Below are 15,721 nucleotides of genomic sequence, written 5' to 3'. Positions count from 1 at the left end.
GCCCCTCCATGATCCGCCTGAACCTCTCCCCCGAACCCGCCTGGCTCGACCTCGGCGGCGGGGTCCGCCTGCGCTTGGCCCCGCTCACCTCTGCCCTGATTGGCGCGGCCAGGAGCGACGCGCAGGTGGCCAGCCTCCAGGAAGACGCGCCCGCCGATCAGGTCGCCGTCGCCCTGGCCAAGGCGATCGGGTCGCTGGCGATCCTCGACTGGGAGGGAGTCGGCAATGCCGAGGGCTATCCGGTGCCACCGACGCCTGAGGCGGTCGCCGCACTGCTCGATCTCTTCCCGCTCTTCCAGCGCTTCCAGACGGACTATGTGGCCAAGGGCCTGATCCTGGCCGATGAGGGAAACGCCTCCGCGCCCTTGCCGAATGGCACTTCAGCGGGGGCGAAGGCTACTGCGCCGGATGCGTAAAACCCTGCCCGGCCTGCCCCGCTGATCTGCACCGCCCCCGCACCCTTGAAGCCTGGCAGGTCTGGGAATTGGCCCAAGCTTTGCGCGGCCAGTTCCGAGCCATCCCCGGCGGGGTGGTCGGCTGGGACATGACCGCTGCCCTGGCCATGGCCGAGGCGCTGGGCCTGAACCGTCTGATCGCGGCCGAGCTTCTGCCCCTGATCGAACCCTTCGCCGTCCGCGGCATCAACGCCCAAGTGAGAGCCACCCAACATGACGAGACGGGATCATGAGCAGCCGGACTGAACGCCGGGTCTCGGTGCGCCTTGTCGCGACCGGCGGTCAGGCGCTGAAGGCCGAACTGGTCGGCATCGGCCAGGAAGGCGCCCGGGCGCTGACCCTGATCGAAGCGGCTGGCCCGCGGGCAGCGGCAGGCTTGAACGCGGCCGGGGTGTCGGCAGGCGAGGCCATGCGGCAGATGCAGGACCTTGCCGATCGGGCGGCCCGAGCGGCCGCTGCCTTGCGTCAGGCAGGCGCCGTGTCCGGCACGGTCATGAACACCGTGAACCGATCAACCGGCGTCTCGGGCGGCATGGCGCGCGATGCGGTGGATGTGGCGGCCTATGGCCGGGCCCTTGATGACCTCCGCGCCAAGCACAACCCACTTTTCGCGGTGGTGCGGGATTACCGGACCACCCTGATCGAGATCCGGCAGGCCCATCGCGTGGGGGCAATTTCAGCGGAGGAGATGACGGCGGCGATCTCGCGGGAACGGCAGGCAACCCTTGCCAGCATCGCGGCGATCAAGGGACGGACCACCGCGCTGGGCGGGATGAGCACGGCCACGCGCAATGCCAGCCACCGCATGGCCAACCTGTCCTTCCAGCTTCAGGACATCGGGGTGTCTCTCGCAGGCGGCATGAACCCTTTCATGGTCATGGCGCAGCAGGGCAGCCAGATTTCTCAGATTTATGGGTTCGGGAATGGCGGTGTCGGTGCGCTCTTTCGCGATCTGGGCGGCATGGCGCGGACCCTCGGCCAAGGCATCCTTCAGGTCGCCGGGCGCTTTCCACTGGTGACGGCCGCCGTGGCGCTGGGCTCGGCCGCGATCGCGGGCATGCGCAATGAGATCAACGAGACCACCGGCGCGCAGGTGAGCTTCACCGACGTGGCGCGGGCCGCCTGGCAGGTCTTTGCCGAGAACGTCTACCAGATCGGCAAGCCGGTCTTCGATACGATCCGCGGTTGGTGGGACAATGCCGTCGCCTGGGCAGATTGGGCCTGGGAGCGGATCGTCGATGGCGTCATCTGGATGGGCGACCTCGTCATCAACGCCTTCAAGGTCGCGGCCGCAGGCGCCACCTATGCCTTCCAGGGTGTGCCGGATGCCGTCGGAGCCCTCGCGGTTGGCGCCGCGAACGCCGTGATCGATGCCGTGAACTGGATGATCGAGAAGGCGCTCGCAGGGATCAACGCCCTGGCCGAGGCGGCGAGCGCGGCGCTGGAAGCGGTTGGCCTGGACCCGGCTCTCTCGACACTGGACCCAGCCACCTTCCGCATCGACAGCGTGGCGAACCCCTATGCTGCCCGCGATGCCGAACGCCGCGCGGCGCTGGCCGCCCAAATCCGCGGCATCGTCTCGGGCTCGCCCCTGTCGGAATACTTCAACGATGTCCGTGATCGGGCTTTGCAAATCTCGGTCACGCCCGACGATCCGGCCGAAGGCGGCGCGGGCGGCGGCGGGGGCCCGTTGCAGACAGCCGAGGAAGTCGCCGCCGCGGCCGACGTGGCCGCGACCGGCTGGGCGGCGGTCAGCGAGGCGTTGTCGACCTACGCCGCCGAGGCCGCGAACTGGGGCGCCAACGTGGGCGAGGCGATCACCTCGGCTTTCCGCGCCGGGGAAGAGGCCGTCGCGGAATTCGTCCGGACAGGGAAGCTCGACTTCTCGAGCCTCGCGACCTCGATCATCGCCGATCTGGCGAAGATCGCCTTCCGCCGCTTCGTCTTCGGCCCCCTCGCCTCGGCGCTGGGCGGCGTGCTGGGTGGGATAGGTGGGGGCATCGGCGGCGGCTCGATTTCGGCCGGGGTCTACCATTCCGGCGGCCGGGTGCCCGGCCCCGCCAGCATGATGATCCCCGCCGCCGCCCTCGCCGCCGCCCCGCGGTTCCACAATGGCGGAGGGATGGGCCTCGGCTCCGACGAATACGCCGCCGTCCTTCTGCGCGGCGAACGCGTTCTGAACCGTGCCGAGACCCGCGCCTGGGAGAGGGGCGCGGGCACCACTGTCAACATCTATGCACGCGATGCCGAAAGCTTCCGCGCCTCCCGCGCGCAAGTCGCCTCCGACATCGCCCGGGCCGTCGCCTATGGCCGAAGGAGCAGCTGAATGGCGTTTCATGAGATCAGGTTTCCGGACAGCATCAGCCGGGGCGCCAAGGGCGGGCCCGAACGGCGCACCCGGATCGTCGAACTGGCCTCGGGCGACGAGGAACGCAATGCCTCCTGGGCCAACTCGCGGCGGCGTTATGACGTCTCCTATGGCGTGCGCCGGGCTGACGATCTGGCCGCGGTCGTCGCCTTCTTTGAGGCTCGCAACGGCCGCCTGCACGCGTTTCGGTTCAAGGACTGGTCGGACTACAAATCCTGCCTGCCTTCGGCGGCGCCTTCCTCCACTGACCAAATCGTCGGAACCGGGAATGGCAGCGCGACGGCGTTTCAGCTGGTGAAGACCTATACCTCCGGCGCGCAATCCTGGGCGCGGGCGATCATCAAACCCGTGGCTGGCACCGTCACCGTTTCGCTGAACGGGGTGGCGCAAGGGTCCGGCTGGTCGGTCAACTCGACGACCGGGATCGTCGCCTTCACTGTTCCTCCCACCACCGGCGCCGTGATCCGGGCCGGGTTCGAATTCGACGTGCCGGTGCGCTTCGACACTGACGAGCTGCCGGTCACGCTCGACATCGAACGTACCGGCTCCATCCCCTCCATTCCCCTGATCGAGGTGCGCCGATGACCCCACCCAAGGACCGCAACACGATGGGCTATGTCGCCTACGTCAGTCTCGCGCTGGCCCTTTCCGCCCAAGGCGGGGCGGCGATCTGGTGGGCCGGGATCATCAACACGCGCGTCGCGATGCTCGAACGACAATTGGACGATCTGGCAATGATCCGTCCCGAGCAAATCCGCGACGTGACCGAAGCGCTTCGCGCGATCGCCGTGATCGAAGAGCGGATGATCCGCCTCGACGAGAACATCGCCCGCATTGGCGCCGCCGTAGGACGCCTCGAACAACAGGACCGCACCCCATGAAGACCCTGCCCGCGGGCTTCCAAGCGCATCTGGATGAAGGCACCACCACTCTTGCGTGGTGCTGGCGCCTTCAAAGGCGCGATGGTGCCGTCTTCGGGTTTACCGATCATGACCGTGTGCTGGCCTTTGCAGGCACCAATTTCGAACCCGAGACTGGTTTCGCGGCGAGCGAGATCAGAAGCCTCGGTGATCTGTCGGTTGACGCCCAAGACGTCCAGGGCGCGCTGCGCTCCGACCGGATCACCGAGACCGATATCGCGGACGGCCTTTGGGACAATGCCGCGGTCGAGGTTTGGCTGGTGAACTGGCAAGCGGTCAGCCAGCGCGTCCTGATGCGACGCGGCAGCATCGGCGAGATCAGGCGGGGGCGTTATGCCTTCACGGCGGAAGTGCGGGCGCTGGCGCATTTGCTGAACCAACCGGTGGGGCGGACGTTTCAGTACTTCTGCGACGCGACGCTGGGCGATGCCCGCTGCGGGGTGAACCTGACGGGGCCGCTATATCGGGGCACGGGGTCGGTCACGGCCACGATCGGCGACCGGCGGCTTACCGTGGCAACCGGCCTCGGGGCCTTTGCCTCGGGCTGGTTCGACTTCGGGGTGGTGGAATGGACCTCAGGCGCCAATGCCGGGCGGCGGACGGAAGTGGCCAGCCACACGCTGGCCAGCGGCACCGCCACGATCACGCTGATGGAAGCGCCGGTGCGCCCGATCGCGCCGGGCGACGCCTTTGCGATCACCGCGGGCTGCGACAAGCGCCACGCCACCTGCCGCGACCGGTTCGGCAATGCGCTGAACTTTCGCGGCTTTCCCTCCATCCCCGGCGACGATCTGGTCACCCGCTACCCCAACGAAACCGACGCCAACTCCGGCGCACCGCTGCGCCCCCTCGCCGATGGCTGAGACCCGCGCCCCGGCCGATCCCGCCCGGGTGGTGGCGATTGCGACAAGCTGGCTCGGTACGCCTTACCTCCATCAGGCTTCTGCACGCGGCCTTGGCACCGATTGCCTTGGCCTCGCCCGCGGCATCTGGCGCGACCTGCGCGGGGCCGAACCGATCGCTCCACCGCCCTATACCCGCGATTGGGGCGAGAGCAGCGGCCGCGAAGTGATGTGGGAGGCCGCCCGCGCCTTCCTGATCGAGATCCCGGTGGGTGCGGCCGAACCCGGCGCGCTGCTCCTCTTCCGCATGGTGGCAAACGGCCCGGCCAAACACTGCGGCATCCTCGTGCCCGGCCCTGCCAGCCAGCTGACCCTAATCCATGCCCGCGAGACCACCGGCGTCACGCGCGAACCCTTCACCTTGCCCTGGCGCCGTCGCGCCGTGGCGGCCTTCATATTTCCAGGCTGATCCCCATGGCAACCATGCTCCTCGCCGCCGCCGGTTCCGCAATCGGCAGCGCTTTCGGTGGTGCGTTTCTCGGCTTCAGCGCCGCCACCATCGGCGGCGCGATCGGGTCATTTGCAGGCTCCGTCATCGACAGCCTGATCATCGGCTCGCTCGCCCCCGATCAGCGCATCGAAGGCGCGAAGCTTGATGACCTGCGCCTGACGTCCGCGACTGAAGGGGCGGTGATCCCGCGCCTTTACGGCACGATGCGGCTTGGCGGGAACATCATCTGGGCGACCGACTTCCGCGAAGAACAGTTCCGCCAGACCCAAGGCGGCGGCAAGGGCGGCGGGCCCAAGGTCGTCACCGAAGGCTCTCGCTACTACGCTTCCTTCGCCGTGGCGCTTTGCGAAGGCCCGATCGGCGGCGTCTGCCGTATCTGGGCCGATGGCAAACCGTTTGATGTGCCCGGCGCGGTGATCCGGGTGCATCTTGGCTCCGAGGCCCAAATGCCCGATCCCTTCATTGAGGCGAAGGAGGGCGCTGGGCAGGCCCCGGCCTATCGGGGCGTGGCCTATGTCATGTTCGAGGATCTGGCCCTTGAGACCTTCGGCAATCGCCTGCCCCAACTGTCCTTCGAGGTGATCCGGCCCTCGCCCGATCCCGGCGCGATGGAACGCCTCGTGCGCGCCGTGAACCTGATCCCGTCCGCGGGCGAGTTCGTCTATGCCACTGAGACCGTCACCCGCACCACGGCCGCGCCGGGGCTTTGGAACAGCGGCGGCGGCAATGGCACGGCGGTGCCAGAGAACGAGAACAGCGTCGAGGGCCTGCCCGATCTGGTGGCCTCGCTGAACCGACTGGATGCCGCCCTGCCGGAGTGTGAGGCGGTGTCGCTGGTCGTGTCCTGGTTCGGCACCGATCTGCGGGCGGGCAATTGTCAGATCAAGCCAGGCGTCGAATCCGTCACGAAGACCACCACCCCAATGACCTGGCAGGTGAACGGCGTAACGCGCGCCGGTGCCCATGTGGTCTCCACCGTCGAAGGGGGCCCGGCCTATGGCGGCACGCCGACCGATGCCGCCGTCGTGCAGGCCATTCAGGAGCTGAAGGCCCGCGGCAAGCGTGTCACCTTTTACCCCTTCATCCTGATGGATATCCCCGCCGCCAACACGCTGCCGAACCCGTACTCGCCAAACGGCAGCGCGCCCGGTCAGCCGGTCTATCCCTGGCGCGGACGGATCACCTGCGCCCCTGCGGCAGGCTTCGCGGGCACGGTCGACAAAACGGCGGCGGCAGGGACACAAGTTGCGGCGTTTTTCGGATCGGCCACCCCGGGGCAGTTTGCAGTCTCGGGCACGACGGTCAGTTTCACCGGCAGCGGCAGTGATTGGGGCCTGCGCCGGATGATCCTGCACTATGCCCACCTCTGCGCCGCGGCCGGAGGCGTCGATGCCTTCCTGATCGGCACCGAGATGCGCGGCCTCAGCCAAATCCGTTCGGGGGCTGCGACCTATCCCGCCGTCACCGCCTTCGTGCAACTCGCGGCCGATGTCAGCGCCATCCTCGGGCCCTCCACCAAGGTCAGCTATGCCGCCGACTGGTCGGAATACTTCGGCCATCAGCCTGCCGACGGTTCAACCGACGTATTCTTCCACCTCGATCCGCTCTGGGCATCCGCGAATGTGGATTTCGTGGCCATCGACAACTACCTGCCGCTCTCCGACTGGCGCGATGGCGATGATCACCTCGACGCTCTGGCTGGATGGCAGGGGCCACGGCAGACCGCCTATCTGCAAGCCAATATCGAGGGCGGCGAGGGCTTCGACTGGTTCTATGCCTCCTCGGCCGATCGCCTGGCGCAAATCCGCACCCCGATCACCGATGGGGCCGGAAAGCCTTGGGTCTTCCGCCCCAAGGACCTGCGCAACTGGTGGGGCCAGCAGCATTTCAATCGCCCGGGCGGCGTTGAAAGCGGCGGGCCGACGGCTTGGGTGCCCGGATCGAAACCGATCAGGTTCACCGAAGCAGGCGCGCCTTGCGTCGATCGTGGCACCAACCAGCCGAACGTCTTCGTCGACCCAAAGTCCTCAGAATCCCTGCTGCCGCATTTTTCCCGGGGCTGGCCCGACGAGTTCATCCAGCGCCGCTATGCCGAGGCTCTGGTCGGCTATTGGGCCAACCCGGCCAACAACCCCTCTGCCAGCCTCTATTCCGGCCGGATGATCGAGACGGCCGAGATCGCGCTTTGGACGTGGGACGCACGGCCCTTCCCGGCCTTCCCCGCCCGCAGCGATGTCTGGTCGGATGCGGAGAACTGGCGGCTGGGGCATTGGCTCACCGGCCGAGCCGGAGCCACGGGCCTCGCCGAACTCGTAGCCGAGCTTTGCGCTCGCGCTGGGCTGGCCCAATCTGACCTCGATGTCACCGACCTCTCCGGGTCGGTGCCGGGCTTTGCGGTCAACGCGATCGAAAGCCCCCGCGCCTCCATCGAGACCCTCGCCCGCCTCTTCGGTTTTGACGCCTTCGAGGCCGAGGGCAAAATCCGCTTTCGGATGCGGGGGCAGCGGCCCGTCGCCACCATCACCCTCGACACGCTGGTGGCGGCCAGTCGCGAGGGCGAGGATCTGGAACTGACCCGCGCGCAGGAGACCGAACTTCCTCTCGCCCTCAAATGGCGGCTGATGGCGCGGGATGAGGAATTCGCTGGGATCACGGTCGAAGCCCGCCGGATCACTGTCGACACCGCTCGCATCTCGGCAGAGCAGCTGCCGATCGCCTCGACCAGCGGCGCCGCCGAACGCGGGGTGCGCCGGGCCCTCTTCGAGGCTTGGGTCGGCCGCGAGAAGGCGAGTTTCACCCTGCCACCGTCGCGCCTGGCGCTGGACCCGGCCGATGTGATCCTTCTTGATCACGACAATCGCCTGATCGAATTTGCCCTCACCGCGATCACCGACGGCACCGGGCGGCGGGTGGAGGCGCGCCGGTCAGATCGCGCGCTTTACGATCTGGCCCCCGGTTCGGATCGGGGCGCAACTTCGGGCGCGAAGGCTGTCTACGGGCCGCCCCTCGTCGCGCTGATGAACCTGCCGCAGTTGTCGGAGGATTTCCCCGACTGGCAACCCTATGCCGCCGCCCACGCCGCCCCGTGGTATGGCACGGCGGCAGTCTGGCGATCGGCCACGACCGATGGCTTTGCGGTCCTGACGACGATTTCGCGGCCGGGCTGGTTCGGCACCCTGGCCTTCCCGTTCTATGCAGGACCGACCAACCGCTTTGACCGCGGCAACGAGCTTTGGGTCGACATGATCGCGGGCCAGTTCGCCAGCGTCAGCGATACGGCCGTGTTTTCCGGCACGAACTGGCTCGCGATCGAGACGGCCCCCGATCTGTGGGAGATCGTCGGCTTCGCCACCGCCAGCCTGCAATCCCCCGGGCGCTGGCGCCTGACCCGGCTTCTTCGTGGGCTCCTTGGCACCGAGGACGCCATCGCCAACCCCGCCCCCGCCGGGGCACGTGTCGTCGTGCTGGACGGTGGGGTCAAACCCCTGCCGATCGGCAGTGCAGACTATGGCGCGCCCTGGAACTGGCGGGTCGGCGCTTCGAGCAAACCCGCAAGCGATCCGGCAAACTTGGCCGTCACCTTTGCCCCCTCGGCCCGTGGCCTGCGCCCCTGGCGGCCTTGTCACGCCCGGCGGGTCAATCTGCCCGGCGGCGATATCGCCCTCAGCTGGACCCGACGCACCCGCGCCTTCGCTGGCGACAACTGGGCACTGACAGAGGTGCCACTTGGCGAGGCGGCCGAGGGTTACGCGATCGACATCCTGAATGGAGCGGTTGTCGTTCGAACCGCCTCGGGTCTTGCCACCCCCGCCTTCACCTACACCGCCGCCATGCAAGCCGCCGATTTCGGTGCCCCGGTCACCGGCCCTCTCGCGCTTCGCATCGCACAGACCGGCGCGCTGGGCCGGGGCGCCATTCTCGACGTCACCCTTTGATCCGGAGGCCCCTATGGCCGACACCCCGAACATCCGCCTTACCTATCTTGAGGCGAACCAGGCGCAGAAGCACATCACCGTCAACGAGGCCCTCCGCGCCCTGGATGCCCTTGTGCAACCCGCCGTGGAAAGCACCGGGCTGAACGCACCGCCCGGATCGCCGGTCGATGGCGCCCGCTATATCGTAGGCGCTGCACCGACTGGCGCTTGGGCGGGCCAAGCCTTCGCGATTGCCGCTTGGCAGGATGGCGCCTGGGCCTTCTATCCCCCGGCCGAGGGCTGGTCGGTCTGGGATCGCGCGACCGATGCCGCTCTGAACTTTCTTGGCGGCGCTTGGGTCCGGCAGGCAGCGCTGCCCTTTCCGGACAACCTGTTTCGCCTCGCTGACGATGCCGATCCGACGCGGCTCGCGGCCTTCGATCTTTCAGGCCTGTTGACGGGCACGACTCGCACCTTCACCCTGCCGAACCTGTCGGCGACCCTTGCCCATCTCGGCAACGCCGCCCAGACCTTCACTGGAGCGACGACATTTTCGAACGCCGCGGTCACGATCGGCACCGCCACAACCACCGCCACCTATGGGCTCGGCACCGGGGGCACGACCACGGGCGTCACCAAGACCGTGAACCTCGGCACCGGCGGCGCGGCCGGATCGACGACGGTGGTCAACCTCGGGTCAACCACCGCCGGGGCGCTGGGCAGCACGATCATCAACTCACCGACCGTGACCTTTGCGGCCAGCGTCACGGCGATCAGCGCGGCCGCGGCAAATATCAGTGCGCTGGGCTTGGGCCTCGGTGGCGCCTCGCCCGATGCTTCGAACCGGCTCAGCGTCAACGCCGCGGCGACCCTTCTGAACAATGCGGGCGGGTCGCATGAGGCCACGATCAACAAGGCCGCCGCCGCGAATGACGCCACCCTTGCCCTGAAGACGGGGTTTTCAGCGCGAGCGCTGTTCGGGCTTCTGGGTTCGGACGACGTGACGCTGAAGGTCTCGCCCAACGGCTCCGCCTTTTTCGATGCCTTCGTAATTGATCGGGCAACCGGCCGGGCGGAGTTCCCGGCGCCGATCGTGATCCCCGGTCTTTCGGCGATGCCCGCTTCGCCCCCGGCGGGCAAGCTCGCACTCTACGGCCGCCAACGCGCGGGCGCCCCTTGGCTGGAAGTCGTCCGGCCTTCGGGGCGCGACTTCCCCCTCCAACCACACATGGGTCTGAACCGGATCGGGGCCTGGGCACCCGTCTCGGCCACGACGATCGCCGCTCAGGGCATTGCCTTGACCAGCGTGGGCACCATCAGCCACCCCGCCCTGGCGGCTGGCACGCTTCTGTCCAGTTCCCGGCGCTGGCGCGTGACCTCGGCCGCGGTGGTGGATTCCGTCTGCGATCAGCGCTCAGCCGTCACCGCCTGCTGGCGCGGGAATGCCGCGGGCCTCGGTGGGTTCACTCTTGTCGCGCGGATCAGCCTGACAACCTTGCAGGCCACCGGAATGGGCTTTTTCGGCGTGCTGGCCTCGGTCGCGGCCTTGGCGGTCACAACGGCCCTCTCCGCGCTTGTGGAAGCGATCGGGATCGGTTTCCAGCGCGGCACGCATACGAACTGGCAGCTGGTCAGCAATGACGCAACCGGCGCGCCGACCCTCGTGGATCTCGGGGCCGGGTTTCCAGTCGCGACGGCGGGGCTGATCACCCTGACGATTTGGTGCCCTGCTGCGGGCACTTCCATCTGGCTGCGCGCAGTGAATGAGCTGACCGGCGCGGTCTTCGAACAGGAAGTGACGACCGACCTTCCCCAGGCTGCGACCTTCCTCGCCCCTCGCCTCTTCCTGAACAACGGCGCCACCGCCGCGGCTGTCGCCTTCGAATGCACAGGCCTTTACCTCGAGACCGATTTCTGACCCCGAAAGGAGCCCCCATGTCCCCCACTGCATCCGCTGCATATGTCGCCGAACTGCGCCAGCAGATCGTGATCCTCTCCGAGCGCTGTGCCCTTCTCGCCGCCGAACTGGCCGCTGCCCGGGAGGCGCAGAGCCCCCCGCCTGACCCATCCACTGCCGGTTGAACCCCGCCAAGACCGCCCCGCGCCGCCGTTCCGGCGGGGTTTTTCTTTGCCCGAAAGGACCAAACCCATGAACGACCAGATCGATGCGCTGAAGGCGCTGCAAATGGCGCTGGCGCGCCTCGGCTATTACACCGGCGCGATCGACGGCCTCTTCGGCCCGCGCACCGATGCCGCGCTGAAGGCGGTTTCGGCCGAGGGCGGCGCGATCCGCAACCTGAAGCCTCCCGTGGCCACGGCTGCACCGGGGCCGATGATCTTCCAGGGCAGCGCCCGCTACCCCGTGGACGAGATCGTCATCCACTGCGCCGCCACCCACCCCGACTGGATGCGCGGCCAGCCACTCACGGCCAAGCGCAAGGAAATCGACCGCTGGCACCGCGAAGAGCGCGGTTGGCGCAAGATCGGTTACCACCATCTGATCGATCGCGATGGTGCGATACTGCCCGGCCGGGCCGAGACTGAAATCGGCGCCGGGGTCGAAGGGCACAATCGGGGTGTCATCCACATCTGCCTGATCGGCGGCGCGGGTTCGGCCGCTACCGATCCCTTCGAGCGGAACTTCACCGCCGCCCAGGATCGCGCCCTGCGCGGCTTGATCGACGCCATCCGCGCCGAGACCGCCATCACCCGCATCACCGGTCACAACGACCACGCCGCCAAAGCCTGCCCGGGCTTCGTCGTGCGCAACTGGATCAACCGGGCCTGAAAACCGCCAAAGGAGAGACCATCATGAACCTGATCAATCAGCCCAGCCTTCGCCCCACCCGCAAGATTGCCGCCGTCGGCTGGACCAGCCTTCTGGGCCCGATCGTTGCCGCGATCATCGCGCCTTGGCTGCCGGGGCTGTCGGACGCCTGCGGGGGCGAAGTGGGGGCGTCCCTTGTGGCGGGCGGCCTCGCGCTGGTTCAGGGGGCGGTGAACTTGGTGGCAGGGTATGTGGTGAGGGATAGCGAGAAGGCTTCGCGGTGACGCAAGGCTGCAAAAGATCGCTTGGCTGCCAGAAGGAAGCGTCAAGTGAACGCGTTCAGTCAGGTTTTGGGTAAGGACACTTCCGCCCCAAGTTCCTGTTGAACTTCAACACGATACCCGCGAAACGACGCTGGTAGTTTGTGCCTGTTCTTCAACCAGCACGGATCGGCTGCGATGACAATACGCTCTCCGGCCGTATCGCTCCAAGCAAACACAGTGACCTTGCTCGGAGGAAGAGCAAGGTCCTTAGCTAACGCCTTGGCTGCGCCAAGCAGTGTGCTGCTGGTCTCATGCATGGTGGCCCGTCACTATATCCACAGCAAGTTTCTGCAGTACATCTGGCAGCGGAAGAATGAACGATTGGTTTCGCTGTTCGTTCCCTGCGAAGACTAGCCCAACCGCGACAAGATTTCCAGCACCATCGTCGGATACGACAAGTGACCCTGAGTCACCGGGGCGCGAAAACGGTAGACCATTGTCTCCGGCTACCACAAAGATATTGTTAAACCACACATTTTTCCTAACACCGTACTCGTTCACGTTATACGAAACGGGAATGGCACTTGCGGCCTGAGCAACGATCATGCCCGAGGTCAGGCCTGTTGTTCGGCCATACTTCCGTACTCGAGTACCGGGAACCGGCATGCCGGAGATGGCCGGAGTGTCATAGGCGTTGCCCTGGAACGAGCTCACTCTGGCAGGGTCGGACAACTCGAACAGGCTAACGTCGCAGTTATCGTCGATGTTGATGTTTTCGGGGATACCATCGTTGATCGGCAGCAGCCTACTGTGGCGTCCGATCGTGAACGGGTCGCAGGCATCATGGGTGGCATCGACAGGGCCCGGCGCAAGAATAGGAAGGCCAGGCATTGCGTGATTGCATGCTCCCGCGACATGATTGTTGGTCATCCCAAACAGCCGCCCAGCCGCGTCTCGAACGATCAGTCCTAACGTGCCTGCGCCGATGCAGTGGGCCGGAAAGATCGATGAACCACAAGCATATCTACCATTCCTATGTGTGAACGGCTGTGGCTGCTGCGGCGGTGGCGGGCTACCCTTGACGTGGGCTATACCTCCTTGGATGTAGACGACCTTGTAGTCACCAAAAGCAAAGGGCAGGACCTTTTCGTCGCCCTTCGAAATCTTATTGTGGGTAAATACTACAACCTTCTTTTCACCCTCGGAAAAACCGACAAGGTTGATAGACCGCTTGCGCAGGACTTCCTCGGTTGCTTGTGCGTGGAACTGGTTCGGCCCGACCTGAAAGTTGGCATCTTCTTCTTCGATTCCATCCTCAAGAGGGACTTTGTCGAATAAATTCCTGTGCTTAGCCCAACCGAGAATCTTTTCCGCAAGCTCCTTCGCGGAGTTGGGCCGGAGGCCCTGAAGCTCTTCGAGGTCGTTCATTCATTACCCACTGGAATCAATCTTTGCGTGCGCGACTTCAACACAGGCGCGCTGTCGGAGCAAGATTAGTCTACTGCGCTCGACTTACGCGATTTTTTCTGTTGCGCTAGCTGACACTAGCCGGGCCAATCAGTCATAGAGGACATGATCGAGGACGAGGCTGAGGGGCCTGAGGCGGCCGCCTTTCCTGCCGAGGGCGTTCTTCTGCGGTTTTCGCGCGGTCCTGATCCGCTCCGCCTACTATCCCACTGATCTTGCACGCCGTTTCCGCCCGTTTGTTGACCCGCCGCGGAGAACGCAAAAAGCCCCGCGATGAGGCGGGGCGCAAGGCATTGATCTAGCTTATTAATTATGGTTGCGGGGGCAGGATTTGAACCTGCGGCCTTCAGGTTATGAGCCTGACGAGCTACCGGGCTGCTCCACCCCGCGTTTGTCCCGAGGGCTGATTTGCGATCGGGGTATTGGTATCGTTATGAGAGAACGTTGGTTTCTTTCTAGGTTTGGCGGTGACCTACTCTCCCACGTCTTGAGACGCAGTACCATCGGCGTGTTGGCCCTTAACGGCCGAGTTCGGGATGGGATCGGGTGTTTAGCCAACGCTATGACCACCAAACCGAGGAAGAAGCCATGTCCAAGTCTGAGTACATTGAGAAGCGCTGCTGCCGCGGATGCGGCCACCGGCATTGCGCCGGCGCGGAGCGTTCTGTTTCTAACCAATGTGTATACTTGCTTTTGGTCCTGAGCCTTGCTGCTACTGGATCAAATCAAGCCAATCGGGCAATTAGTACCGGTCAACTGAATGCATTGCTGCACTTACATCTCCGGCCTATCGACGTGGTGGTCTTCCACGGCCCTCAAGGGATACCTTGTTTTGAGGGGGGCTTCACGCTTAGATGCCTTCAGCGTTTATCCTGTCCGTTCATAGCTACCCAGCACTACCGTTGGCACGATAACTGGTCCACCAGTGGAACGTTCACCCCGGTCCTCTCGTACTAGGGGCAACTCCTCTCAAGTATCCTACACCCACGGCAGATAGGGACCGAACTGTCTCACGACGTTCTAAACCCAGCTCACGTACCTCTTTAAATGGCGAACAGCCATACCCTTGGGACCTGCTCCAGCCCCAGGATGAGATGAGCCGACATCGAGGTGCCAAACGATGCCGTCGATATGGACTCTTGGGCATCATCAGCCTGTTATCCCCAGAGTACCTTTTATCCGTTGAGCGATGGCCCTCCCACTTGGGACCACCGGATCACTATGACCGACTTTCGTCTCTGCTCGACTTGTCAGTCTTGCAGTCAGGCAGGCTTTTGCCATTGCACTCAACGACCGATTTCCGACCGGTCTGAGCCTACCTTCGCGCGCCTCCGTTACGATTTGGGAGGCGACCGCCCCAGTCAAACTCCCCACCATGCAGGGTCCCGGATCCGGATGACGGACCGCGGTTAGACATCAAGAGTGCGAAGGGTGGTATCTCAAGGGAGCCTCCACCGCGACTGGCGTCACGGCTTCAAAGGCTACCACCTATCCTGCACATCACAATCCTGATGCCAGTGCAAAGCTGGAGTAAAGGTTCATGGGGTCTTTCCGTCTAACCGCGGGTAGTGTGCATCTTGACACACAGTTCAATTTCGCTGAGTCCACGTTTGAGACAGCGGGGAGATCGTTACGCCATTCGTGCAGGTCGGAACTTACCCGACAAGGAATTTCGCTACCTTAGGACCGTTATAGTTACGGCCGCCGTTTACTGGGGCTTCAATTCGGAGCTTGCACCCCTCCTTTTAACCTTCCAGCACCGGGCAGGCGTCAGACCCTATACGTCGCCTTACGGCTTCGCAGAGCCCTGTGTTTTAAGTAAACAGTCGCCACCCCCTAGTTTGTGCCCCCCACCGATAGTTGCCTATCAATGGGGCCTCCTTCTCGCGAACTTACGGAGGCATTTTGCCGAGTTCCTTAAACGTGGTTCTCTCAAGCGCCTTGGTATACTCTACCTGTCCACCTGTGTCGGTTTAGGGTACGGTCATATGGAGGGCTATTTCCAGGGACACCGCAGCTGCCAGACCAATCCGATAAGGTCTGACAACAGTAAGCATCCGTCACATCCTCCTGGCCCAGGAATATTAACCTGGTTCCCATCGACTACGCCTTTCGGCCTCGCCTTAGGGGCCGGCTTACCCTGCTCAGATTAGCTTTAAGCAGGAACCCTTGGACTTTCGGCGAGAGGGTCTCTCACCCTCTTTGTCGCTACTC

Annotated in this window: 12 protein-coding genes, 1 tRNA gene and 2 rRNA genes (1 of these 15 only partly in view); 11 read left to right on the top strand and 4 right to left on the bottom strand. The window is 65.0% G+C overall.

The features are described 5' to 3' along the window. Window positions 1–8: 8 nt before the first annotated feature. The 11 genes from RCAP_RS04680 (at window position 9) to RCAP_RS04630 (ending at window position 12,061) form a co-directional block, all read left to right on the top strand. Window positions 9–416, top strand: a complete 408-nt coding sequence (locus RCAP_RS04680; RefSeq protein ID WP_013066671.1) for a hypothetical protein — start codon at window positions 9–11, stop codon at window positions 414–416. Window positions 417–529: 113 nt separating this feature from the next. After that, entirely contained in the window at window positions 530–688 is a 159-nt protein-coding gene (locus RCAP_RS19515) for a DUF7697 family protein (protein ID WP_444431519.1), read from the top strand. Beyond that, window positions 685–2,781: a phage tail tape measure C-terminal domain-containing protein gene (locus RCAP_RS18300; RefSeq protein ID WP_013066669.1), complete on the top strand. Its 2,097-nt coding sequence runs from the start codon at window positions 685–687 to the stop codon at window positions 2,779–2,781. The genes RCAP_RS19515 and RCAP_RS18300 overlap by 4 nt, the downstream gene beginning before the upstream one ends. Beyond that, complete coding sequence (locus tag RCAP_RS04665; RefSeq protein WP_013066668.1) at window positions 2,782–3,408, top strand: DUF2460 domain-containing protein; 627 nt, start codon at window positions 2,782–2,784, stop codon at window positions 3,406–3,408. It abuts the gene before it with no gap. Continuing rightward, window positions 3,405–3,704 (top strand): hypothetical protein, encoded by a 300-nt coding sequence (locus tag RCAP_RS04660; protein ID WP_013066667.1) that lies wholly within the window; start codon window positions 3,405–3,407, stop codon window positions 3,702–3,704. Before RCAP_RS04665 ends, RCAP_RS04660 begins: the two co-directional genes overlap by 4 nt. Continuing rightward, on the top strand, window positions 3,701–4,606 hold the full coding sequence (locus RCAP_RS04655) for a DUF2163 domain-containing protein (RefSeq protein ID WP_013066666.1): 906 nt from the start codon (window positions 3,701–3,703) through the stop codon (window positions 4,604–4,606). Before RCAP_RS04660 ends, RCAP_RS04655 begins: the two co-directional genes overlap by 4 nt. Further along, window positions 4,599–5,054 carry a C40 family peptidase gene (locus RCAP_RS04650; protein WP_013066665.1) on the top strand — a complete coding sequence of 152 codons (456 nt, stop codon included), beginning with the start codon at window positions 4,599–4,601 and terminating at the stop codon, window positions 5,052–5,054. The genes RCAP_RS04655 and RCAP_RS04650 overlap by 8 nt, the downstream gene beginning before the upstream one ends. A 5-nt stretch (window positions 5,055–5,059) precedes the next feature. Further along, the gene (locus RCAP_RS04645; RefSeq protein WP_013066664.1) at window positions 5,060–9,031 is read left to right on the top strand and encodes a baseplate multidomain protein megatron; all 3,972 of its coding nucleotides are present in this window, start codon (window positions 5,060–5,062) and stop codon (window positions 9,029–9,031) included. 13 nt (window positions 9,032–9,044) lie between these two features. Beyond that, window positions 9,045–10,928, top strand: coding sequence for a DUF2793 domain-containing protein (locus RCAP_RS04640; protein WP_013066663.1), 1,884 nt, complete (start codon window positions 9,045–9,047; stop codon window positions 10,926–10,928). A gap of 231 nt (window positions 10,929–11,159) precedes the next feature. Then, window positions 11,160–11,798, top strand: a complete 639-nt coding sequence (locus tag RCAP_RS04635) for a peptidoglycan recognition protein family protein (protein WP_013066662.1) — start codon at window positions 11,160–11,162, stop codon at window positions 11,796–11,798. Window positions 11,799–11,821: 23 nt separating this feature from the next. Then, window positions 11,822–12,061 carry a hypothetical protein gene (locus RCAP_RS04630; protein WP_013066661.1) on the top strand — a complete coding sequence of 80 codons (240 nt, stop codon included), beginning with the start codon at window positions 11,822–11,824 and terminating at the stop codon, window positions 12,059–12,061. Window positions 12,062–12,349: 288 nt separating this feature from the next. On the opposite strand, the gene RCAP_RS19175 is transcribed toward RCAP_RS04630, so the two are convergent. From RCAP_RS19175 to RCAP_RS04610, 4 genes are all read right to left on the bottom strand, one after another. Next, window positions 12,350–13,468, bottom strand: coding sequence for a Nal1-like putative serine protease (locus tag RCAP_RS19175; protein ID WP_131618281.1), 1,119 nt, complete (start codon window positions 13,466–13,468; stop codon window positions 12,350–12,352). 352 nt (window positions 13,469–13,820) lie between these two features. Beyond that, window positions 13,821–13,897 (bottom strand) — tRNA-Met (locus tag RCAP_RS04620). A 69-nt stretch (window positions 13,898–13,966) separates the two neighbouring features. Then, a 5S ribosomal RNA gene (rrf, locus tag RCAP_RS04615) occupies window positions 13,967–14,081 on the bottom strand. 147 nt (window positions 14,082–14,228) lie between these two features. Further along, window positions 14,229–15,721: ribosomal RNA gene (locus RCAP_RS04610) — 23S ribosomal RNA — on the bottom strand; it runs 1,342 nt beyond the window's last position.

The organism is Rhodobacter capsulatus SB 1003, assembly GCF_000021865.1.
In the GTDB taxonomy this organism is placed as follows: Bacteria; Pseudomonadota; Alphaproteobacteria; order Rhodobacterales; family Rhodobacteraceae; genus Rhodobacter; species Rhodobacter capsulatus_B.
This window is presented reverse-complemented; position numbering and strand designations above follow the sequence as displayed.